Genomic DNA, 21,523 nt, shown 5'->3' with positions numbered 1-21,523 from the left:
CATGACCACTCGGCGCATCGCGCGAGTGCTCCTGGATTCCCCGCTGCCACAACTGGATCGGCTCTTCGACTACGAGATTCCCGACGAGCTGGCACCTGAGGCTCGAGAGGGAGTCCGCGTGCGCGTGCCGCTTCGTGCGGCTGGCCGTATCGTTGACGGCTTCATCGTAGAGCTGGACGATGAACCCGCCGCTGACCGCCCCCTCTCGGAGCTCGAGTCAGTCATCTCTCCGGTACCCGTGCTGCCTCGGCGGCTCTACGACCTCGCACGAAAGGTCGCCGACCGGTCGGCGGGGTCGGCATCCGACATACTGCGCCTGGTCGTGCCGCGACGGATGGTGCGGGCCGAACGCTCGTGGCAGAACGCCGAACGGGCGGCCGCTCCCGAGGTTCAGGCATCCACCGCAGAATGGGCGGCAGCAGGGCTTGCAAGCTTCCCCGGTTTGGAGGAATCGCTCTCCCGAGGTGCTCGCATCGCGCTGACGGCACCGACCACTCCGGTAACGCCTGGCTCGCCCGCACCGGGGTGGGTGGGCGTTCTCGCTGCCGCGTCCGCGCAGCTGCTGGCGGCAGGACGCAGCAGCATCCTCGTCGTGCCCGACCACCGAGATCTCGATCAGCTCGAGCAGGGCCTGATCGCGCACGGACTCGGTGAGGCAGTCATCCGGACGGATGCAGCTCAAAGCGCCCCCGCCCGCTACGGCGCGTACCTGCGGGTACTCGAGCCCACGCCGTCGATCGTGATCGGCAACCGATCCGCCGTCTACGCGCCAGTCCACGCCCTCGGGCTTGTCGCTGTCTGGGACGACGGCGATCCGCTTCTGCGTGAGCCGCTCTCACCCGGCGTCCACGCGCGCGACGCCGCGCTGGTCCGGCAAGAGCAGGAACAGTTCGCGCTTATCTTCGCCGGGTTCACCCGCACCACCGACGTCCAACGTCTTGTCGATATCGGGTGGGTGGAGGAACTCCGCGCAGCCCGTCCAGCAGCTCCCCGCGTGGTGCTCACACCACTGCGCGAGGGGGAGACCGGGACCGCGCGGGTCCCCTCTGCGGCGTTCACCGCCGCGCGCGAGGCAGTTCGGAGCGGTCCGGTTCTGGTGCAGGTCTCTCGTCCCGGTTATGCGCCAGTGCTCGCCTGTGCCGACTGCCGGCATCCCGCACGCTGCCGCGCCTGCGGCGGATCGCTCCAGGCCGGAGCGCGAGGGGCGACACCCACCTGCTCCGCGTGCGGACGCCGCGCTGAGGGCTGGACCTGCGCGTCGTGCGGGGGCACACGCTTTCTGCTTATCGGCTCCGGGAGCCGCCGCACCGCCGAGGAGCTGGGTCGCGCGTTTCCCGGCGTCCGGGTCATCGTCTCGGACGCCGAGCATCAGGTCCTCGACGTGCCGGCCGCACCGGCCCTGGTCATCGCGACCCGGGGGGCAGAGCCCCGAACCGCGGGCGGATACCGCGCAGTCCTGCTCCTGGACGGCGAACGGATGCTGCTCGCCGACGATCTGCGGATCGCGGAGCACTGCCTGCGCTGGTGGTCGAACGCGGCGGCCTTGGCCGCACCGGGTGCGCCGGTGCACCTGGTCGGAGTCGCCGGGACACTCGGCCGAGCCCTGGCTACCTGGACCCAGCCGGCATTCGCGCGCGCGGAACTGGCCGAGCGCGCGGAGCTTCGCATGCCGCCCGCCGTTCGGGTCGCCGCGTTGGAGGGGGCCCGACCGGCAGTGGAGACCGCGCTGGCCGCCGTGAGGACGGACGTGCCGCGGTTGCGTGCCGGTGACATCCTCGGGCCCGTGCCGCTGCCCGCAACCGACTCACGAGATGACAACGTGCGCGCGCTCGTGCGCTGCGACTACCACGATGGACCCGACGTCGCGCGCTCCCTGCGCGCGGCTCTTGTCGCTTCAGCGCTGCGGGGACGGCGATCGCGGACACGCGGTGGCTCGCGCGCCACCCTACGCATCCGTATGGACCTGCCCGACCTGAACCTGGAGATACAGCAATGAGAATCGTGTTCGCTGGTACTCCGCAGCCCGCGGTACCGTCGCTTCTCGCCCTCGTGGACGCCGGTCACGAGGTGCCTCTCGTGATCACACGCCCCGATGCACCAATCGGCCGCCGACGCGTCCTGACTCCCTCACCGGTGGCCGCTGCCGGCCTCGAACTGGGCCTTGCAGTGCATCGCACCGCGCGCCTCGATGAGGAAGCGCTCACGGCGGTGCGAGAGGCGCAGCCCGATCTTGGCGTGATCGTGGCCTATGGCGGACTGGTCCGTGAGCCTCTGCTCTCGACGCCCCGGCACGGCTGGATCAATCTTCACTTTTCCGTGCTGCCCCGGTGGCGGGGTGCCGCTCCGGTGCAGCACGCGATCATCGCAGGAGATCCCGAGGTGGGAGCCGACGTCTTTCAGCTGACGCACGGACTCGACGAGGGCGACATTTTCGGCGAGATTCGTTTCCCTCGCCCCGCAGACGCGACAGCAGGCGATCTGCTGGCGACCCTTGCGGAGTCCGGCGCCGAGCTGCTCGCGGCGGTCGTCGGCGAGATCGCAGACGGCACCGCTCGGCCCCGCCCGCAACAAGGCGAGCCGACCTACGCACCGAAGCTCTCGATCGAGGACGGTCGCGTCGACTGGGAGCAGCCTCGGGAACAGGTCGTGTCGCGGATCTTCGGCGTCACTCCGGAGCCGGGCGCTTTCGCGACGGCTGACGGCTCACGGCTGAAGATCCTCGCCGCCGGCCCGGCCTCCGCCGACTCACCGCGCTTGCGCCCCGGACTGGCGGCATCTCACGCGAAGCAGGTGATCGTCGGAACCGCCACTCACCCGATCGCGCTGCAGCGTGTCCAGCCTGCCGGCAAGCCTGCGATGGATGCCGGAGATTGGTGGCGCGGCACCCGGCTGAGCGAGCTCCAGTTCGACACTGGCAACGCCGGCGAGCCGTCTCCCGGAGCGAGCGGGGCCACGGCATGAGCAGTGCACTGTCTGCCCGGCGGGTCGCGTTCGACACTCTGCGCGCGGTCCATGACGCCGATGCGTACGCGAATCTCGTCCTGCCGACAGCCATCGCCCGGGCACAGCTGAGTCCTGCGGACGCAGCGCTCGCGACGGAGCTGACCTATGGAACCCTGCGGCAACAGGGAACCTGGGATGCCGTCATCGCCGTCGCCGCGAACCGTCCGACCGAGACTCTCGACCCGCCCGTGCTCGACATCCTGCGTCTCGGCGTGCATCAACTCCTGGCCACGAGGGTCCCGCCGCACGCTGCAGTCAACGAGTCGGTTGCGCTCACGCGGGCAAGCGCGGGGCAGCGCGCTGTCGGCTTCGTCAACGCCGTTCTGCGCAGAATCGGCGGCGCGGATGCCGCGACCTGGATCTCCCGCGCCGAGGAGGCTGCCCGATCGGACGATGAACGCCTCTCGGTGCGCACCTCCCACCCGGTGTGGGTGATCCGGGCGCTCCGGCGGGCTCTGGACGACGAGGGACGCGCGGGCGAGCTCACCGATCTGCTCGCCGCCGACAACGACCCACCGCGCGTAACGATGACCGCGCTTCCCGGTCTTGCAGCCATCCCCGAAGGGTCGGAGCCGACGTCCTTTTCGCCGTACGGCTTCCGCGCACCGGCGGGCGATCCCGGCAGGCTCGTCGCCGCCTCCGGCGGCGCGCTACGGGTCCAGGACGAGGGATCCCAGCTCGCGGCCCTCGCCCTCTCGGAGGTCGACCCCGTGCGACCCGGAGAGCGCTGGCTCGACCTGTGCGCAGGACCCGGCGGAAAGACCGCTCTGCTGGCCGCGCGCGCACTCGAGGCGCGGGAGGTCGGGAGCCCTCTGGACCTCGAGGCCAACGAGGTGTCATCCACGCGCGCCGGTTTGGTTCGCCGGTCCCTCGAGCCGATCCCGTTCGAGGTTCCCGTCTCTGAGGAAGACGGGAGGGAAAGGGCAGGCTCTGCAGCCTACGACCGAATCCTCGTGGATGCCCCGTGCACGGGCCTCGGTGCACTGCGACGACGGCCCGAATCGCGGTGGCGAAAGTCCCCGCAGGATGTCGCGCCGCTCGCAGAACTCCAGGGCGAGCTGCTGTCCGCGGCAGTGACGGGGCTCCGCCCCGGCGGTGTCGTCGCGTACGTAACGTGCTCTCCGCACCTTGCGGAAACGCGCGATGTTGTCGCGGCGGTGCTGGACCAGCACCGCAATGAGCTGGAGGAACTGGATGCGCGGGGCGTGCTGCGTCGGGTCTCGCGAAACGTTCCGGATCTGGCGACCCCGGGCTCGGGCGGTGGACGCGCGCAGCTGTGGCCTCACCGGCACGGCACCGACGCGATGTCGATCACACTCCTGCGACGACGTGGCTGACGGGCGCCCTCGCCCATAATGGACGGGTGAGTTCCCCCGACGCCGCGACGCATGACGCTACGGTACGCATCAATCCCAGCATCCTCGCCGCCGACTTCGTCAACATGCAGGCGGAACTGCAGCGCATCGCCGCCGCCGACTTCGTTCACGTCGACGTGATGGACAATCACTTCGTCCCCAACCTCACGTTCGGTCCGCAGATGGTCGAGCGAATCCAGGCGACATCGCCCGTGCCGCTGGATGTGCACCTCATGATCGACGATGTCGACCGCTGGGCACCGGGCTATGCAGAGATCGGCGCGGCATCCGTGACCTTCCACACCGAGGCAACCGCAGAGCCCGTGCCTCTGGCGCGCCGACTGCGGTCCATGGGGGCACGCGCCGGAATCGCACTGAAGCCGGCTACACCGGTCGAGCCGCTCTTCGACATCCTCGACGAGTTCGACCAGATCCTCGTGATGACCGTCGAACCCGGATTCGGCGGTCAGTCCTTCATGACTGACATGATGCCCAAGCTCCGCACCCTCGCTGATGAATGCCGCCGCCGCGGTTCCGCGGTGTGGTTGCAGGTGGACGGCGGCATCTCGGAGTCCACGATCGAACAGGCCGCCGCATCCGGGGCCGACACGTTCGTCGCCGGATCAGCCGTGTTCGGGGCCGGCGACCCGGATGCTGCAATCGCAGGGCTGCGTTCTCGCGGCACGCACGCCCATCGGCACTGACCGAGCAGGCCGCGCGGTTCGCTACCCTGGCATGGTGAAGTCCTTCGAAGAGCTGTTCGCCGAATTGACGGTGAAGGCGCAGACCCGTCCCGAGGGTTCGGGGACCGTCGCAGAGCTCGATGCTGGCATCCACGCGATCGGCAAGAAGATCGTCGAAGAGGCCGCTGAGGTGTGGATGTCTGCCGAGTACGAGTCTGACGAGGCTGCAGCTGAAGAGATCTCGCAATTGTTGTACCACCTGCAGGTGTTGATGCTGGCGAAGGGTCTTTCGCTCGAGGACGTGTACCGACATCTCTGAACCCGTCGCCCGCTCCCGCTTCGACCCGAAAGACCCCCATGCTCCGAATCGCCGTGCCCAACAAGGGCTCGCTGGCCGAGACGTCTGCCGCCATGCTCACCGAAGCCGGGTACACCGGCAGACGCGACCCGAAAGACCTCCACGTCATCGACCCTGCGAACGAGGTCGAGTTCTTCTATCTGCGGCCGCGCGATATCGCGACGTATGTCGGCTCGGGTGCCCTGGATGTCGGGATCACCGGTCGCGACCTGTTGCTGGATGCCAGGATGCCGGCGCGCGAGGTCGAGTCCCTCGGCTTCGCCGACTCCACCTTCCGCTTCGCGGGGCCTCCCGGAAGGTTCACCGAGCTCGCTGACCTCGAGGGAATGCGCGTGGCTACGGCTTACCCGGGCCTTGTGGACTCGTTCCTTGACGAGCGCGGGATCGCTGTCGACCTCGTTCCGCTTGACGGCGCGGTCGAATCCGCCGTGCGCCTGGGCGTCGCTGACGCCGTCGCCGATGTGGTCTCGACGGGCACGACCCTCAAGCAGGCGGGGCTGGAGATCTTCGGCCCGGTGCTTTTGGAGTCCGAAGCCGTCCTGATCGGAGGGCCCCGCGAGGTCGAGGGGACCGAGACTCTCCTGCGGCGTCTGCGCGGCGTCATGGTTGCCCGCCGATACGTTCTCATCGACTACGACCTCCCGGCGGACCTCGTCGATCGCGCAGTCGAGATCGCACCGGGTATCGAATCACCGACGATCTCGCCGCTCCGGGACCCGTCGTGGGTTGCTGTACGCGTCATGAGCCCGCGCAAGGGCGTCAATCAGGTGATGGATGCCCTGTACGGCATCGGCGCTCGCGCCATCCTCGTGACCGAGATCCACGCGGCGAGGCTCTAGATGGCTGTCGCGACCCGCGTCATCCCGTGCCTCGACGTCGCCGCCGGGCGGGTGGTGAAGGGCATCAACTTCCTGAATCTCCGCGACATGGGAGACCCCGTCGAACTTGCCGCGGCGTATTTTCGGCAGGGCGCTGACGAGATCACGTTCCTCGACGTCACCGCGACTGTCGACGAGCGCGCGACAACCTACGACGTCGTTCAGCGCACCGCCGAAGAGGTCTTCATCCCGCTCACCGTCGGGGGAGGGGTACGCTCGGGCGACGACGTGGCTCGGCTCCTCGGCGTCGGAGCAGACAAGGTCGGGGTCAACTCCGCCGCCATCGCTCGCCCCGGGCTCGTCGACGAGATCGCCGATCGCTTCGGCGCGCAGGTCCTCGTGCTCTCACTCGATGTGAAGCGCTCCGCAGCGGTCGACTCGGGATTCGTCGTGACCACCCACGGTGGCCGCACCGAGACGACGCTGGATGCGCTGGCATGGGCTCGCGAGGCCATCGATCGAGGTGCAGGCGAGCTCCTGGTCAACTCGATCGACGCCGATGGCACACGGGAGGGTTTCGATCTGGAGCTCGTGTCGCTGATGCGCGAGATCTCGTCGGTACCGGTGATCGCCTCCGGCGGTGCGGGATCGGTCGAGCATTTCGCGCCGGCCGTTCACGCCGGAGCAGACGCTGTGCTGGCCGCGAGTGTCTTCCACTCCGGTCAGCTCACCGTCGGTGATGTCAAGTCTGCACTGGCAGCCGAGAACGTGGAGGTGAGAGCGTGACCGATGTCGATGACCGCATCACGGCAGTCTCCTTCAACCCAGACGGACTTGCGCCGGCGATCATCCAGCAGTGGGACACCGGAGAGGTGCTCATGCTCGGATGGATGGATGCTGAAGCGCTGCGGCGTACGCTCACCAGCGGCCGCGTGACCTTCTGGTCGCGCTCGCGTCAGGAGTACTGGCGCAAGGGCGATACGTCCGGGCATGTGCAGTATGTGCGCGGTGCGAAGCTGGATTGCGACGGCGACGCGCTCCTGATCGAAGTCGAGCAGATCGGTGCAGCCTGCCACACCGGTACGCGAAGCTGCTTCGACACGACCGACCTCGAACCGGCTGTCACCCACGGGGACGCATGATCGCGCGGGCCCGGCTCGTCGGAGTTGTCGCTCTGCTGATCGCTGGTGCGACGGGCCTCATCTCCTCGACCCAGACGTGGCTCCTCGTGTCGTTGACAGACGGTGCCGCGGAACCGCTCGCCGTGGCGGGGGCGTCCGCGGTGGTGCTCCTCGCGCCGCTGAGCCTGACGGCGCTCGCGCTCGGAGCCGCTCTATCCATCGTCGGTCGGATCCTCCGTCCCGTGTTCGGTCTGATCGGGGCCGCCCTCGGGGTCACTCTGGCCGTCCTCGCAGCACCGATCGCCATCAACGCCCCCGTAGACGCCGTCGCAGCCGAAGTTGCAGCCGTGACCGGCATCCGCGGCGAGAGCGCGATCGCGGAGCTTGTGGCAGGGATCACCGTCACGGCCTGGCCCGCCATCACCCTCGTCGCGGCCGTCATTATGGCTGCCGCCGGGACCTGGGTTCTCGCGACAGCCCGCCTGTGGCCCGAGGGTGGGAAACGGTACCAGGCCGAGCGCGCCGAGCGACGCCAGAGCGGCGAACCCCTCGATGCCATCGACTCGTGGGATGACCTCTCCCGTGGCGGGGACCCCACCACCTGACCGCTAGACTGGCCACAGCCCGCGCACTACCGGAGGATATCCATGAGCAACCCCATCGGCGACCCCGGCCACGGACACTCGCCGGCGGCCTGGACGGCTGTCGTCATCATGCTCGCTGCCATCGCCCTGGGCACAGTGGCGTTCTTCCTGGAGATCGTCTGGCTCGTGTGGGCGTCGGTAGTCCTTGTCGTGGTGGGGGCGCTCGTCGGTTGGATCATGGCGAAGGTCGGCTACGGCGTGGGCGGCTCCAGGTACACCGCGAAAGAGCATTGAGCATGCTCGCCGACCTCACGGCCGGCGCTCTCGAGGACGCCCGGTCGCGCGAAGCCGTGCGGCCGCTTGCGGATGTCGAACGCGCCGCACGTGATCGTCCCGCCGCGCTCCCGGCACTCGAAGCACTGGCACCCACCGAGAACGTGCGCATCATCGCCGAGGTCAAGCGTGCCAGCCCATCACGCGGCGACCTCGCCGAGATCCCCGACCCAGCCCACCTCGCATCTCTGTACGAGCGCGGGGGAGCATCGGCCATCTCGGTTCTGACGGAACAGCGTCGGTTCAAGGGGAGCCTCGCGGATCTCGAGTCAGTCCGTGCTGCAGTATCCCTCCCGGTGCTGCGCAAGGACTTCGTCTCCACCGAGTATCAGGTCTTCGAGGCCCGCGCGGCAGGCGCCGATATCGTTCTGCTCATCGTCGCGGCCCTCGACCAGCCGGTACTCGAGCGGCTGATGCGCCTTATCGAACAGCTCGGGATGACGGCACTGGTCGAAACACACTCGCTCGAGGAACTGCAGCGTGCCGCGGACATCGGTGCACGCCTGGTCGGCGTCAACGCGCGCGACCTTTCCACGTTCGAACTCGACCGCGGTCTGTTCGGGCGCCTGCGCGAGTCCATCCCCGCGGATGCCATCGCTGTCGCGGAGTCCGCTGTGCTAGCGCCGGCCGATGTCGCGCACTACCGGGCTGCGGGCGCAGATGTCGTCCTCATCGGCGAGGCGCTGGTTACCGGTGACCCCGTCGCGACCCTCACCACGTTCCTGGAGGCAGGATCATGACCACGAGCCTGCGCGAACAGCGCGGTCCCTTCTTCGGCGACTTCGGCGGGCGTTTCATGCCCGAGTCGCTCATCGCCGCAATCGACGAGCTCGCTGCCGAATACGAGGCAGCTCGCATCGACCCGGCGTTCCAGGCGGAGTTCGTTCGGCTGCTGAACTCGTACGCCGGCAGACCTTCTGCCCTCACCGAGGTGCCGCGGTTCGCCGAGCACACCGGCGCCGGGCGGGTGTTTCTCAAGCGTGAGGACCTGAACCACACGGGGTCCCACAAGATCAACAACGTGCTCGGCCAGGCTCTGCTCACGCAGCGTCTGGGCAAGACGCGGGTGATCGCGGAGACCGGAGCCGGCCAGCACGGTGTGGCAACTGCCACGGCTGCGGCGCTGTTCGGTTTCGACTGCACGATCTATATGGGCGAGGTCGACACGCAGCGCCAGGCGCTGAACGTCGCCCGCATGCGGCTGCTCGGAGCCGAAGTCATCCCGGTCACGACGGGCTCGCGAACGTTGAAGGATGCCATCAACGAGGCATACCGCGACTGGGTCGCCAGCGTTGAGAACACGAACTACATCTTCGGCACCGCCGCGGGCCCGCACCCGTTCCCTGCCATGGTCCGTGACTTCCAGAAGGTCATCGGCGAAGAAGCGCGCGCTCAGCTTCTGGATGAGATCGGACGGCTTCCCGATGCCGTCTTCGCGTGCGTCGGCGGCGGATCGAATGCCATCGGCATGTTCGATGCATTCCTCGACGACGAGGGCGTCGCCCTCTATGGCGTCGAAGCGGCCGGGGATGGCGTCGACACGCCCCGGCACGCGGCATCCATCGAGCGGGGCACGCCGGGCATCTTGCACGGCGCCAAGACCTTCGTCCTGCAAGACGAAGACGGCCAGACGGTCGAGTCCCACTCGATCTCGGCAGGCCTGGATTATCCCGGGGTCGGACCCGAACACGCCTGGCTCGCCGACATCGGTCGTGCCCACTACATCCCCGCCACCGACACCGAGGCGATGGAGGCACTGCGCCTGCTTTCGCGCACCGAGGGCATCATCCCGGCGATTGAGTCGGCTCACGCCCTCGCCGGTGCCCTGCGCATCGGGCGCGACCTCGGACCGGAAGCGGTTCTGGCCATCTCGCTGTCCGGTCGCGGCGACAAAGACATGGACACCGCGGCCCGGTGGTTCGAGCTGTACGACGAGGGAGCCCAGCCGTGAGCGCCGTCGCCACCGCGATCGACGCGGCCCGGGCTGAGGGCCGTGGCGCCCTGATCGGCTACCTTCCCATCGGCTATCCCGACCTGCAGACCAGCATCGAGGCCGCCGTCACGTTGGCCGAGGCCGGCGTCGACATCCTCGAACTTGGACCGCCGTACTCGGATCCGGTGATGGACGGGCCGGTCATCCAGGAGGCAACCAACGCTGCGCTGCAAGCGGGCTTCCGGATGCGTGACACCTTCACCGCGGTTCGCGAGGTGTCAGCACGCACCGACGTTCCCGTCCTGGTCATGACGTACTGGAACCCCGTAGTCCAGTACGGAGTCTCCCGCTACGCCGACGACCTCAGCGCCGCCGGTGGCGCCGGGCTGATCACACCCGACATCACCCCCGACGCGGCATCCGACTGGCTCGCCGAGAGCACGCGAACGGGCCTTGACCGGGTGTTCCTCGCCGCACCGAGTTCGACCGATGCCCGCCTCGAGATGATCGTGCGCGAAACCACCGGGTTCGTGTACACCGTGTCAACGATGGGCATCACGGGGGAGCGGGCGCAACTGGATGCTGCAGCCCGCGCTCTCGTCGCCCGCCTTCGCGAGCACGGTGCAGAGCGCGCGTGCGTGGGCATCGGCGTCTCCAACGCCGACCACGTGCGCAGCGTCCTTGAATACGCCGACGGTGCAATCGTCGGCACGGCGCTCGTGCGGGCGCTGCGTGATGGCGGGCTCGACGGCCTCGCTGCTGCAGCGCGCGAGCTCGTCGCAGGCACCGTTCGCGAGTGAGCCCGCCCCACTCGAACTAGACTCACGTCGTCGGCCCTCCGGTCGGCGCCCGACCAACCGAGGACGATCGACATGATCAGCGCTTTCCAGAACGTCCTGACGAGCATCCCCAGTCCGAGTGTCAGCTACATCGACCTCGGGCCGCTGCGCATCCACTTCTACGCGTTGTGCATCATCGCCGGCATCATCGTCGCCGTCCTGCTTACGAACTACCGCCTGACCAAGCGCGGTGCCGAGAACTGGATCGTCATCGACATCGCGCTGCTCGCGGTTCCCCTCGCGATCATCGGCGCTCGGATCTACCACGTCGTCACGCACCCCGGCTTCTACTTCGGCGAGGGAACCGACATCTGGGCGGTCTTCCGCATCTGGGAGGGTGGCATCGCCATCTACGGCGCGCTCATCGGCGGGGCAGTCGGGGCGTGGCTCGGATGCCGCTGGACCGGCATCCGATTCTGGTCATTCGCCGATGCTTTGGCGCCAGGTCTGATCATCGCCCAGGCCATGGGACGACTCGGCAACTGGTTCAATCACGAGCTGTTCGGCCTTCCGACCGACCTCCCGTGGGGCTTGGAGATCGAGTCCACCAACGCCGCGTTCCCTCCGGGCCTTGCCCCCGGGACCCTGTTCCACCCGACGTTCCTGTACGAGATGATCTGGAACCTGCTCGGCGCTGCTGTGCTGCTGTGGGCGGGGCGTCGTTTCGCGCTGCAGTGGGGACGCCTGTTCGGTCTCTACCTGATCTGGTACAGCGCCGGCCGCATCGTCTGGGAGTCGATCCGCATCGATCCCAGCGAGATCTTCCTCGGCATCCGCACCAACGTGTGGGCAGCGATCTTCGGCGTCGTCATCGGCCTCGCGATCATGATCGTGCAGAGGCGCCGCCACCCCGGGCGGGAGCCTTCACCGTACGTTCCCGGTCGCGAACGCGCCGCGAAAGGCACTGTACAATCGCAGGACACTCCCGACTTCGTCGACGTCAGCGAACCACCGGCCCCCGAAGTCACCGCCGGCAGCGCCACAAGCACCACACGGCCGCAGTGATCTGATCACCGGAGTAGTACCCCGATCACCGCGTACACCACACACAGCCGGGCCGACGTCGTCCCATCTTGAGCATCAACGTGAGGACGGTAGCAATGGCATCGAGCCCCCGTCGCATCGCCACCGGCGAATCCGGCTTCCCCGCCAAGCAGGGGATGTACAACCCTGACTTCGAACGGGACGCGTGTGGCCTGGCCATGGTCGCGACCCTTCGTGGGGAGCCCGGTCACGACATCATCGACCTCGCTCTGACCGCCCTTCGCAACCTTGAGCACCGGGGTGCAATCGGGTCGGATGCCGGTACTGGCGACGGCGCCGGCATCCTCACGCAGATGCCGGATGCCTTCCTTCGCGCTGTCGTGGACTTCGACCTGCCTCCGATGGGGGAGTACGCGGCGGGCATGGTCTTCCTTCCCCTGGATCACGAAGCTCGGGCCGAGCAGAAGGCTGGCATCGAGCGCATCGCGGCAAGCGAGAACCTCGAGGTCCTCGGCTGGCGTGAAGTCCCCACCGACGAGGAGCACCTCGGCAAGCTCGCGTTTGAGGCGCGCCCGGCCTTCGAGCAACTGTTTGTTTCGCGTCCCGCGGTCGGTGACGCCCCTGCGCTGTCGGGAGTCGCGCTGGATCGCCGCACCTACCGGCTCCGCAAGCGCAGTCGCACCGAGCTCGGCGCATATTTCGTCTCGCTGTCGGCACGCACCCTCGGCTACAAGGGCATGGTCACGACGCTGCAGCTCGAGCCGTTCTACCCCGACCTGCAGGACGAGAGGTTTGCATCCGAGCTCGCCGTGGTTCACTCGCGGTACTCGACCAACACCTTCCCCTCGTGGCGACTGGCTCAGCCGCTGCGCATGCTCGCACACAACGGCGAGATCAACACCGTCAACGGCAACCGCAACTGGATGCGCGCACGCCAGTCACAGCTCGAGTCCGAGCTGATCGGCGACATCCGTCCGCTGCTTCCGATCTGCACCGACGGCGCCAGCGACTCGGCCTCCTTCGACGAGGTGCTCGAGTTGCTCACGCTGACCGGCAGAAGCCTGCCTCACGCCATCATGATGATGGTCCCCGAGGCCTACGAGAAGCAGGTCGGGCTCGACCCTGATCTGCGCGCGTTCTACGACTATCACGCGATCCAGATGGAGCCGTGGGACGGTCCCGCCGCCCTCATTTTCACGGATGGCACGCTCGTCGGCGCGACTCTGGACCGCAACGGCCTGCGTCCCGGACGATGGACCGAGACCACCGACGGCCTTGTCGTCATCGGCAGCGAGACCGGTGTGCTCGACTTCGAGCCCGAGCGCATCAAGCGACGCGGACGCCTGCGCCCTGGCCGCATGTTCCTCGTGGACACGGCGCAGCGCCGGATCATCGAGGATGACGAGATCAAGCGCGATCTGGCGACGATGCAGCCCTGGCAGGAGTGGCTGGACGCCGGTCGCGTTCGCCTGGCGGAACTGCCCGAGCGTGAGCACATCGTGCATCCGATCGCGTCGATCACCCGCCGTCAGCGCACCTTCGGTTACACGGAAGAAGAAGTCCGCATTCTGCTGACCCCCATGGGGCAGAAGGGCGCGGAGCCGCTCGGCGCTATGGGCAGTGACACCCCCGTCGCGGTCCTGAGCGACCGCCCGCGCCTGCTGTTCGACTACTTCACCCAGCAGTTCGCTCAGGTGACCAACCCGCCCCTGGACTCGATCCGAGAAGAGGTCGTCACCTCGCTCTCGCTCGGTATCGGCCCCGAGCGGAACCTCTTGGACTGGGGCCCGAGCCACACGCGCACCGTGACCCTGGACTTCCCGGTCATCGACAACGATGAACTCGCGAAGATCCAGCACATCGATACCGCAGTGCCCGGACGCTCCTCGGTAACCATCCGTGGCCTGTACCGCGTCGAGGCTGGCCACAAGGGGATGCAGAAGCGCATCGCGCAGATGTGCAGCGAAGTCGACCAGGCGATCGAGGACGGTGCCGAGTACATCGTGCTCAGCGACCGCGACTCCAACAAGGACCTCGCCCCGATTCCCTCGTTGCTGATGGTCGCCGCCATCCACCACCACCTGATCCGGCGCGAGACGCGAATGAAAGTAGGGCTGGTCGTCGAGGCTGGAGACGTCCGCGAAGTTCACCACGTCGCGACGTTGCTTGGTTACGGGGCGTCAGCAGTGAACCCTTACCTCGCCATGGAGACCGTCGAGTACCTCGTGCGCGCCGGGTACATCACCGGCGTTTCGCCCGAAAAGGCCGTCAAGAACCTCATCTATGCCCTCGGCAAGGGCGTTCTGAAGATCATGTCCAAGATGGGGATCTCGACAGTGTCGTCCTACGCGGGCGCCCAGGTGTTCGAGGCCGTCGGCCTGTCGCAGGAGTTCGTGGACGCGTACTTCACCGGCACCGAGACCAAGCTCGGCGGCGTCGGGCTCGACGTCATCGCCGCCGAGAACCGTGCCCGACACGCCTACGCGTACCCCGAGGACGAAGCAGAGCGCGCGCACGAGCGCCTCTGGACCGGTGGGGAGTATCAGTGGCGCCGAGACGGCTCGCCTCACCTGTTCAACCCTGAGACGGTCTTCCGCCTTCAGCACTCGACCCGCACGCGCCGGTACGACGTGTTCCGCGAGTACACCAAGCTCGTAGATGACCAGGCGAGCGAACTGAAGACCCTCCGCGGACTCTTCCGTCTGCGCACCGGTGTGCGCCGTCCCGTGCCGATCGACGAAGTCGAGCCGGTGTCGGCGATCGTGAAGCGGTTCTCAACCGGCGCGATGAGCTACGGCTCCATCTCGAAGGAAGCGCACGAGACACTCGCTATCGCGATGAACCGGATCGGCGGCAAGTCCAACACCGGTGAGGGCGGCGAGGATGTCGACCGTCTCCTCGACCCCGAACGCCGCAGCGCCATCAAGCAGGTGGCATCGGGGCGCTTCGGTGTCACGAGCCTGTATCTGACGGAAGCCGACGACATCCAGATCAAGCTGGCACAGGGGGCGAAGCCGGGCGAGGGTGGGCAGCTGCCCCCGACCAAGGTCTACCCGTGGGTGGCGCGCACCCGGCATGCCACCGCCGGTGTCGGCCTCATCTCGCCGCCGCCGCACCATGACATCTATTCGATCGAGGACCTCAAGCAGCTGATCTTCGATCTCAAGCGTGCCAACCCGCAGGCCCGCGTGCACGTCAAGCTGGTGAGCCAGTCGGGCATCGGTGCGGTAGCAGCGGGTACGGCAAAAGCGCTGGCCGACGTCATCCTGGTATCCGGACACGACGGCGGCACCGGTGCCAGCCCGTTGAACTCGCTCAAGCACGCAGGCACGCCGTGGGAGCTGGGCCTCGCCGAAACGCAGCAGACCCTGATGCTCAACGGCATGCGCGATCGTGTGGTCGTGCAGGTCGACGGCCAGATCAAGACAGGACGAGACGTGATCATCGGCGCACTGCTCGGCGCCGAGGAGTTCGGATTCGCCACCGCTCCGCTGGTCGTTTCCGGATGCATCATGATGCGTGTCTGTCATCTCGACACCTGTCCGGTCGGTGTCGCCACGCAGAACCCCGTCCTGCGGTCGCGGTTCACCGGCAAGCCGGAGTTCGTCGAGACCTTCATGGAGTTCATCGCTCAGGAGGTGCGCGAGTACCTGGCAGAGCTCGGGTTCCGCTCGCTCGACGAGGCGATCGGTCATCACGAACTGCTTGACACCAACCGTGCGATCGCGCACTGGAAGGCAAGCGGAATGGACCTGACACCCGTGCTGGAGGGTCCCGCGTTCTCCGACGACGAGCCGCGCCGCAACCTGCGTCCGCAGGATCATGAGCTCGACGAGCACTTCGACGTCCCGATCATCGAGCGGGCGCAGGATGTGATCGCGCACGGCGGCCAGATCACGATCGACCTGCCCGTGCGCAATACGGCCCGCGCGGTCGGTACGTTGCTCGGCCACCACGTGACGAAAGCTCAGGGCCAGAACGGTCTGCCTGCAGGTTCCATCACGATCAACCTCACCGGTTCGGCCGGGCAGTCCTTCGGTGCGTTCATGCCCGCAGGGATCACGCTGCGGTTGACGGGAGACTCGAACGACTACGTCGGCAAGGGGCTCTCCGGCGGTCAGATCGTCATCCGGCCTCCCGAGGATGCTGCCTTCGATGCGTCGCAGAACGTCATCGCCGGCAACGTGATCGGCTACGGCGCAACGCAGGGAACCCTGTTCCTGCGCGGCATCGTGGGCGAACGGTTCTTTGTCCGCAACTCGGGGGCGACCGCTGTCGTCGAAGGGGTCGGTGACCACGCGCTCGAGTACATGACCGGTGGTCTCGCCGTCATCCTGGGACCGACGGGCCGGAACCTCGGTGCCGGCATGTCGGGAGGAACCGCGTACATCTACCGGCTCGACGCCGACCTCGTCAACCGGGAGGCGCTGGCCACCGGTGAGCTCGAACTCGGACCGCTGGGTTCCGGGGATGCCGAGATGCTGCGCGATCTGCTCGCGCAGCACGTCGAACAGACCGGATCCGCGCTTGCCGCAGACTTCCTCGCGCGCTTCGACGAGGAGGTCGCCAACTTCGTCCGCGTCGTTCCTCGGGACTACGCCGCCGTGCTGCGTACACGGCAGGAGGCTGTCGACGAGGGCCTCGACCCCGACGGCGACGTTGTTTGGACCCGCATCCTGGAGGTGACCGGTGGCTGATCCCAAGGGCTTTTTGAAGGTGACCGAGCGGGAGCTGCCCGCACGCCGTCCGGTGCCTGTTCGCATCATGGACTGGAAAGAGGTCTACGAACCGGGCGACAGCGCTGTGCTGCGCCGGCAGGCGGGACGCTGCATGGACTGCGGCATCCCCTTCTGCCACCAGGGATGCCCGCTGGGAAACCTCATCCCCGAATGGAACGACCTCACGTGGCGTGGCGAGGGGCGTGCGGCGATCGACCGTCTGCACGCCACGAACAACTTCCCGGAGTTCACGGGTCGGCTCTGCCCCGCGCCGTGCGAGAGCGCGTGTGTGCTGGGGATCAACCAGCCGGCGGTGACGATCAAGCAGGTCGAGGTCTCGATCATCGATCAGGCCTTTGCGAGCGGGTGGGTCGAGCCCAAGCCGCCGGGCCGCCTGACGGGGAAGACCGTCGCAGTGGTCGGTTCAGGCCCAGCGGGCCTCGCCGCCGCGCAGCAGCTCACGCGGGCTGGTCACACCGTCGCTGTCTACGAGCGGGATGACCGTATCGGCGGCCTGCTGCGCTACGGCATCCCGGACTTCAAGATGGAAAAGCGCCACCTGGAGTCGCGTCTTCGTCAGATGCAGGATGAAGGAACCCGGTTCCGTGCCGGCGTGAACATCGGCACCGACATCACCTGGGATGCCCTGCGTGCCCGGTACGACGCTGTCGTCGTCGCAACCGGCGCAACAGTTCCGCGGGACCTTCCGATCCCAGGACGCGATCTCGCCGGCGTCCATTTCGCGATGGAGTACCTCGTCGAGTCGAACCACGCTGTCGCCGGGGATGCCGTAGCCAACCAGATCACGGCGGAGGGCAAGCACGTGATCGTGATCGGTGGCGGCGACACCGGTGCGGACTGCATTGGAACGGCACACCGCCAGGGCGCGCTGAGCGTCACGAACCTCGCGATCGGTCGCCGCCCTCCCGAGGCGCGCCCTGAAGCGCAGCCATGGCCGATGGCCCCCACCCTGTTCGAAGTGCAGTCAGCCCACGAGGAAGGCGGGGAGCGGATGTACCTCGCCTCCACCGTCGAGTTCCTCGGTAACGACGCAGGCGAGGTGCAGTACCTGCGGGTAGCTGAGACCGAGTTCGTGGACGGCCGACGCATCCCGAAGAGCGGCACCGAACGCGAGATCCCCGCAGATCTCGTGCTCATCGCCATGGGCTTCACCGGCCCCGAGCGACTTCTTCTGGAAGACCAGCTCGGCACCAGATTCACCGATCGCGGCAACGTTGCCCGTGAGGACGATTACCAGACGACGCATCCGGGGGTGTTCGTTGCCGGTGACGCCGGGCGCGGCCAGTCCCTCATCGTCTGGGCGATCGCCGAAGGACGCGCGGCCGCTGCAGCGGTGGACCGGTATCTGATGGGCGACACGGAGCTTCCGTCTCCTGTTAACCCGACGGATGTCGCCATCGGTATGGCGCACGCGTAGGCTGGGCCCGGCCCCTGCCTATACCCGCAGGCCTTCTGCCTGCATCACGCAAACAACGGAGCATACTCGGATGAGACGCGCGAAGATCGTCGCAACCTTGGGCCCGGCAACCTCGACATACGAGATGGTTCGCGCCATCATCGATGCCGGTGTTGACGTGGCCCGCTTCAACCTCTCCCACGGCGACTACTCGGTTCACGAGAACAATTTCGCCAATGTCCGCAAGGCTGCCGACGACGCACAGCGCGCCGTCGCGGTTCTCGTCGACCTGCAGGGACCAAAGATTCGCCTAGGCAAGTTCGAGAACGGACCCCACGACCTCGCGGTCGGCGACATCTTCAAGATCACGACCGAGGACATCCTCGGCACGAAAGAGATCGTCTCAACGACGTTCAAGGGTCTTCCTGCCGACGTGAAGCCGGGAGACTTCCTCCTCATCGACGACGGCAAGGTTCGCGTCAAGGTCGTCGAGACCGACGGCACGGTCGTCACGACCGAAGTCATCGTCGGCGGCCCGGTGTCCAACAACAAGGGCATCAACCTTCCCGGGGTCGCGGTCAACGTTCCCGCCCTCTCCGACAAAGACGAGGCTGACCTCCGCTGGGGTCTGCGCACCGGCGCCGACCTGATCGCCCTGTCGTTCGTCCGGAATGCCAAGGACGTCCAGCGTGTTCACGTGATCATGGCCGAGGAGGGCCGCCGGGTTCCGGTTATCGCCAAGATCGAGAAGCCGCAGGCCGTCGACAACCTCGAGGAGATCATCGACGCCTTCGACGGCATCATGGTCGCCCGTGGCGACCTCGGCGTGGAGCTTCCGCTGGAGGCCGTACCGATTGTGCAGAAGCGCGCAGTCGAGCTGTGCCGCGCGATGGCCAAGCCGGTCATCGTCGCCACGCAGATGCTCGAGTCGATGATCAACAACCCGGTTCCCACGCGCGCTGAAACGAGCGATGTCGCCAACGCCGTCCTCGATGGAGCCGACGCGGTGATGCTTTCGGGCGAGACCAGCGTGGGGGAGTACCCCGTGGTCGTCGTACAGACCATGGCTCGCATCATCGAGTCGACCGAAGAGCACGGCCTTGAGCGCATCGCGCCTATCCACACCAAACCGCGCACCCAGGGTGGCATCATCACGCTCGCCGCCAACGAAGTTGCCGACTTCGTGGAGGCCAAGTTCCTGTGCGTGTTCACGGAGTCGGGCAACTCAGCCCGCCGCCTGTCGCGGCTGCGACCGAAGATCCCCATGCTAGCCTTCGCCCCAGACCCGGCGATCCGCCGTCGTATGGCGGTCACCTGGGGCATCCAGTCGACCCTCGTCGAACACGTGTCACACACCGACCGGATGTTCCTGCAGGTGGATGACTACCTGCTTGCGAACGACCTGGCCAAGGTCGGAGACAAGGTTGTCGTGATCTCGGGTTCGCCTCCCGGAATCGAAGGCACGACCAACGACATCCGCATTCACAATGTGGGGGATGCGGTGCACGGCAAAGCGCCCGCGTACCAGAACGCGGGCTGACACTCGCTTCGCACGACACGGTCGCGCTCGGCACTATGCTGAGCGCGACCGTTTCGCATTCGGAGGTAGCCGTGCTCGGCATCTGGGACATTTTCTAGTTCGCGCTCGTGATGTTCTACATCGCCGCCTACATCTACGTCGTGGCGCTGATCATCATCGATCTCTTCCGCGACCACACTCTGGCAGGCGGCTGGAAGGCGCTGTGGATCATCTTCCTGGTGCTCGTGCCGTTCCTGACGGCTCTGGTCTACGTGATCGCGCGAGGACGCGGGATGGCCGCTCGCGCGAGCATCCGTCGCGGGGTGGTTCCCGAGACCGACGAGTATCGTCCCGCCGCTTTGCCGCGAACCCGACTGCCGAGATCGAGCGCGCCAAAGCGCTCCTGGATGCCGGCACAATCTCGCAGGGCGAATTCGACGCGCTCAAGAGCAAGGCACTCGGGAACCAGTTCTTCGGCGCCTGAGCCGCGCCCACCGTGCGCTCTTCCCAAGCCGCACGATCGAGACGTGAGAAGAGCCGCACCCCTGGCGGGTCGCGGCTCTTCTCACGTGCCGGTGGTGGGAGTCGAACCCACACGCCCTTTCGGGCAACCGATTTTGAGTCGGTCGCGTCTGCCATTCCGCCACACCGGCCTGGCACGTCCGCATTGACCATACCGTAGGATTCAAAGGTGACAGAGCAAGAGCAGGCCGCTACGTCCGCCGCCCGGACCCCCCGTCGTGTCGTCGTCGCCGAAGATGAGTCCCTCATCCGGCTCGACATCGTCGAAATCCTTCGCGACAACGGCTTCGATGTCGTAGGCGAAGCCGGCGACGGCGAGAGCGCGGTTCAGCTGGCCACGGAGCTACGCCCAGACCTTGTCATCATGGACGTCAAGATGCCACAGCTCGACGGCATCTCAGCCGCCGAGAAGCTCAACAAGAACAACATCGCTCCGGTCGTGCTCCTGACGGCGTTCAGCCAGAAGGAACTCGTCGAGCGAGCCAGCGAAGCTGGTGCCCTCGCGTATGTCGTGAAGCCCTTCACCCCGAACGACCTCCTTCCCGCGATCGAAATCGCTCTTGCCCGGCACGAGCAGATCCTCACGCTCGAGGCAGAAGTTGCCGACATGGTCGAGCGGTTCGAGACGCGCAAGCTCGTGGATCGGGCCAAGGGCCTGCTGAACGAGAAGATGGGCCTCTCCGAGCCTGAGGCATTCCGGTGGATTCAGAAGGCCTCGATGGACCGCCGCCTCACCATGCAAGACGTCGCGAAGGCGATCATCGAGCAGCTGGCGCCGAAGAAGGCCTGACACCCCGGCCCGCTCAGCCCGGGCATTCGCTCACGCGCAGAGTCGACGAGCGCGCGACGCTGGTTCACGCCTCAGGGCGCGTGAGTTCCTCGGGGAGCGGCACATCCTTGATGAGGTTCGTGATCCGAATTGTGGAGCAACGACGGCCCTCATCGTCGGACACCACGATCTCGTGAACGGTCATGCTGCGGCCCAGATGCACGGGCGTGCACACGCCGGTCACGAGACCCGAGCGCGCGGACCGCGTGTGCGTTGCGTTGATGTCGACCCCGACCGCGAGGCGTCCGGGGCCCGCCCAGAGGTTCGCGGACATCGATCCCAGCGATTCGCCGAGAACGACGTACGCGCCACCATGCATGAGGCCGACAGGCTGCGTGTTGCCCTCCACGGGCATCGTCGCAACGGAACGCTCCACGGTGAACTCGACGAACTGCATGCCCATTTTTTGGGCGAGAGTCCCCATGCCGCGCTGCGCCGCCCACTCCATACCGTTGACATTAGCCGGATGCTGCGTGCTCATGACCACCCTCGGGAGAAGTGCTGTCG

Annotated in this window: 20 protein-coding genes, 1 tRNA gene and 1 pseudogene; 20 read left to right on the top strand and 2 right to left on the bottom strand. The window is 67.1% G+C overall.

Annotation, left to right across the window (positions count from 1 at the left end):
- Position 1: 1 nt before the first annotated feature.
- From MICSW_RS07600 to MICSW_RS07510, 19 genes and pseudogenes are all read left to right on the top strand, one after another.
- The gene (locus tag MICSW_RS07600) at positions 2-1,996 is read left to right on the top strand and encodes a primosomal protein N' family DNA-binding protein (RefSeq protein ID WP_464494992.1); all 1,995 of its coding nucleotides are present in this window, start codon (positions 2-4) and stop codon (positions 1,994-1,996) included.
- Positions 1,993-2,961 carry a methionyl-tRNA formyltransferase gene (gene fmt / locus MICSW_RS07595; RefSeq protein ID WP_292726643.1) on the top strand — a complete coding sequence of 323 codons (969 nt, stop codon included), beginning with the start codon at positions 1,993-1,995 and terminating at the stop codon, positions 2,959-2,961. Before MICSW_RS07600 ends, fmt begins: the two co-directional genes overlap by 4 nt.
- Positions 2,958-4,340, top strand: coding sequence for an RsmB/NOP family class I SAM-dependent RNA methyltransferase (locus MICSW_RS07590; RefSeq protein ID WP_292726642.1), 1,383 nt, complete (start codon positions 2,958-2,960; stop codon positions 4,338-4,340). The genes fmt and MICSW_RS07590 overlap by 4 nt, the downstream gene beginning before the upstream one ends.
- Positions 4,341-4,366: 26 nt before the next feature.
- Positions 4,367-5,062: a ribulose-phosphate 3-epimerase gene (gene rpe, locus MICSW_RS07585; RefSeq protein ID WP_228178717.1), complete on the top strand. Its 696-nt coding sequence runs from the start codon at positions 4,367-4,369 to the stop codon at positions 5,060-5,062.
- 34 nt (positions 5,063-5,096) lie between these two features.
- Positions 5,097-5,360, top strand: a complete 264-nt coding sequence (locus tag MICSW_RS07580; RefSeq protein ID WP_228178713.1) for a phosphoribosyl-ATP diphosphatase — start codon at positions 5,097-5,099, stop codon at positions 5,358-5,360.
- 38 nt (positions 5,361-5,398) lie between these two features.
- Complete coding sequence (hisG, locus tag MICSW_RS07575; RefSeq protein ID WP_292726638.1) at positions 5,399-6,238, top strand: ATP phosphoribosyltransferase; 840 nt, start codon at positions 5,399-5,401, stop codon at positions 6,236-6,238.
- On the top strand, positions 6,239-7,003 hold the full coding sequence (gene hisF, locus MICSW_RS07570; RefSeq protein ID WP_228178711.1) for an imidazole glycerol phosphate synthase subunit HisF: 765 nt from the start codon (positions 6,239-6,241) through the stop codon (positions 7,001-7,003).
- On the top strand, positions 7,000-7,359 hold the full coding sequence (hisI, locus tag MICSW_RS07565) for a phosphoribosyl-AMP cyclohydrolase (RefSeq protein WP_228178710.1): 360 nt from the start codon (positions 7,000-7,002) through the stop codon (positions 7,357-7,359). Before hisF ends, hisI begins: the two co-directional genes overlap by 4 nt.
- Complete coding sequence (locus tag MICSW_RS07560; protein ID WP_228178709.1) at positions 7,356-7,943, top strand: Trp biosynthesis-associated membrane protein; 588 nt, start codon at positions 7,356-7,358, stop codon at positions 7,941-7,943. The genes hisI and MICSW_RS07560 overlap by 4 nt, the downstream gene beginning before the upstream one ends.
- A gap of 42 nt (positions 7,944-7,985) precedes the next feature.
- The gene (locus tag MICSW_RS07555; RefSeq protein ID WP_228178708.1) at positions 7,986-8,216 is read left to right on the top strand and encodes a DUF6704 family protein; all 231 of its coding nucleotides are present in this window, start codon (positions 7,986-7,988) and stop codon (positions 8,214-8,216) included.
- A gap of 2 nt (positions 8,217-8,218) precedes the next feature.
- On the top strand, positions 8,219-8,995 hold the full coding sequence (trpC, locus tag MICSW_RS07550) for an indole-3-glycerol phosphate synthase TrpC (protein WP_228178707.1): 777 nt from the start codon (positions 8,219-8,221) through the stop codon (positions 8,993-8,995).
- Entirely contained in the window at positions 8,992-10,206 is a 1,215-nt protein-coding gene (gene trpB, locus MICSW_RS07545) for a tryptophan synthase subunit beta (RefSeq protein ID WP_464494984.1), read from the top strand. The genes trpC and trpB overlap by 4 nt, the downstream gene beginning before the upstream one ends.
- Positions 10,203-10,988, top strand: coding sequence for a tryptophan synthase subunit alpha (gene trpA / locus MICSW_RS07540; protein ID WP_228178705.1), 786 nt, complete (start codon positions 10,203-10,205; stop codon positions 10,986-10,988). Before trpB ends, trpA begins: the two co-directional genes overlap by 4 nt.
- 72 nt (positions 10,989-11,060) lie before the next feature.
- Positions 11,061-12,032 carry a prolipoprotein diacylglyceryl transferase gene (gene lgt / locus MICSW_RS07535; protein WP_228178704.1) on the top strand — a complete coding sequence of 324 codons (972 nt, stop codon included), beginning with the start codon at positions 11,061-11,063 and terminating at the stop codon, positions 12,030-12,032.
- Between the two features lie 95 nt (positions 12,033-12,127).
- Positions 12,128-16,708: a glutamate synthase large subunit gene (gltB, locus tag MICSW_RS07530; RefSeq protein ID WP_228178703.1), complete on the top strand. Its 4,581-nt coding sequence runs from the start codon at positions 12,128-12,130 to the stop codon at positions 16,706-16,708.
- Positions 16,701-18,167 (top strand): glutamate synthase subunit beta, encoded by a 1,467-nt coding sequence (locus MICSW_RS07525; RefSeq protein WP_228178702.1) that lies wholly within the window; start codon positions 16,701-16,703, stop codon positions 18,165-18,167. Before gltB ends, MICSW_RS07525 begins: the two co-directional genes overlap by 8 nt.
- 70 nt (positions 18,168-18,237) lie before the next feature.
- Positions 18,238-19,686, top strand: coding sequence for a pyruvate kinase (gene pyk, locus MICSW_RS07520; protein WP_464498211.1), 1,449 nt, complete (start codon positions 18,238-18,240; stop codon positions 19,684-19,686).
- A 110-nt stretch (positions 19,687-19,796) separates the two neighbouring features.
- Positions 19,797-19,898: pseudogene (locus MICSW_RS07515) on the top strand (hypothetical protein); the annotation flags it as partial.
- A complete protein-coding gene (locus MICSW_RS07510) occupies positions 19,889-20,149 on the top strand; it encodes an SHOCT domain-containing protein (RefSeq protein WP_464498208.1) in 261 nt (86 codons plus the stop codon). The pseudogene MICSW_RS07515 and the gene MICSW_RS07510, both read left to right, overlap by 10 nt.
- An 86-nt stretch (positions 20,150-20,235) precedes the next feature.
- Here MICSW_RS07510 and MICSW_RS07505 read toward each other — a convergent pair.
- Positions 20,236-20,318 (bottom strand) — tRNA-Leu (locus MICSW_RS07505).
- A 38-nt stretch (positions 20,319-20,356) separates the two neighbouring features.
- Between MICSW_RS07505 and MICSW_RS07500 the strand changes: the two genes are divergently transcribed.
- Positions 20,357-20,977, top strand: coding sequence for an ANTAR domain-containing response regulator (locus MICSW_RS07500; protein WP_228178700.1), 621 nt, complete (start codon positions 20,357-20,359; stop codon positions 20,975-20,977).
- Positions 20,978-21,041: 64 nt separating this feature from the next.
- Here MICSW_RS07500 and MICSW_RS07495 read toward each other — a convergent pair whose 3' ends face one another.
- Positions 21,042-21,497 carry a hotdog fold thioesterase gene (locus MICSW_RS07495; protein ID WP_228178699.1) on the bottom strand — a complete coding sequence of 152 codons (456 nt, stop codon included), beginning with the start codon at positions 21,495-21,497 and terminating at the stop codon, positions 21,042-21,044.
- Positions 21,498-21,523: the final 26 nt, after the last annotated feature.

It is taken from the genome of Microbacterium sp. SW12, assembly GCF_055391095.1.
Note: the sequence above shows the minus strand (reverse complement) of the source record. Positions and strands in the feature narration are given on the sequence as shown.

What these genes read in the sequence shown, in the direction of transcription:
- trpB (WP_464494984.1), top strand. Translation starts at nt 8,992, where the DNA reads ATGACCACGAGCCTGCGCGAACAGCGCGGTCCCTTCTTCGGCGACTTC.
- MICSW_RS07555 (WP_228178708.1), top strand. Translation starts at nt 7,986, where the DNA reads ATGAGCAACCCCATCGGCGACCCCGGCCACGGACACTCGCCGGCGGCC.
- fmt (WP_292726643.1), top strand. Translation starts at nt 1,993, where the DNA reads ATGAGAATCGTGTTCGCTGGTACTCCGCAGCCCGCGGTACCGTCGCTT.
- pyk (WP_464498211.1), top strand. Translation starts at nt 18,238, where the DNA reads ATGAGACGCGCGAAGATCGTCGCAACCTTGGGCCCGGCAACCTCGACA.
- MICSW_RS07590 (WP_292726642.1), top strand. Translation starts at nt 2,958, where the DNA reads ATGAGCAGTGCACTGTCTGCCCGGCGGGTCGCGTTCGACACTCTGCGC.
- gltB (WP_228178703.1), top strand. Translation starts at nt 12,128, where the DNA reads ATGGCATCGAGCCCCCGTCGCATCGCCACCGGCGAATCCGGCTTCCCC.
- hisF (WP_228178711.1), top strand. Translation starts at nt 6,239, where the DNA reads ATGGCTGTCGCGACCCGCGTCATCCCGTGCCTCGACGTCGCCGCCGGG.
- lgt (WP_228178704.1), top strand. Translation starts at nt 11,061, where the DNA reads ATGATCAGCGCTTTCCAGAACGTCCTGACGAGCATCCCCAGTCCGAGT.
- MICSW_RS07600 (WP_464494992.1), top strand. Translation starts at nt 2, where the DNA reads ATGACCACTCGGCGCATCGCGCGAGTGCTCCTGGATTCCCCGCTGCCA.
- hisG (WP_292726638.1), top strand. Translation starts at nt 5,399, where the DNA reads ATGCTCCGAATCGCCGTGCCCAACAAGGGCTCGCTGGCCGAGACGTCT.
- MICSW_RS07495 (WP_228178699.1), bottom strand. Translation starts at nt 21,497, where the DNA reads ATGAGCACGCAGCATCCGGCTAATGTCAACGGTATGGAGTGGGCGGCG.
- MICSW_RS07560 (WP_228178709.1), top strand. Translation starts at nt 7,356, where the DNA reads ATGATCGCGCGGGCCCGGCTCGTCGGAGTTGTCGCTCTGCTGATCGCT.
- trpC (WP_228178707.1), top strand. Translation starts at nt 8,219, where the DNA reads ATGCTCGCCGACCTCACGGCCGGCGCTCTCGAGGACGCCCGGTCGCGC.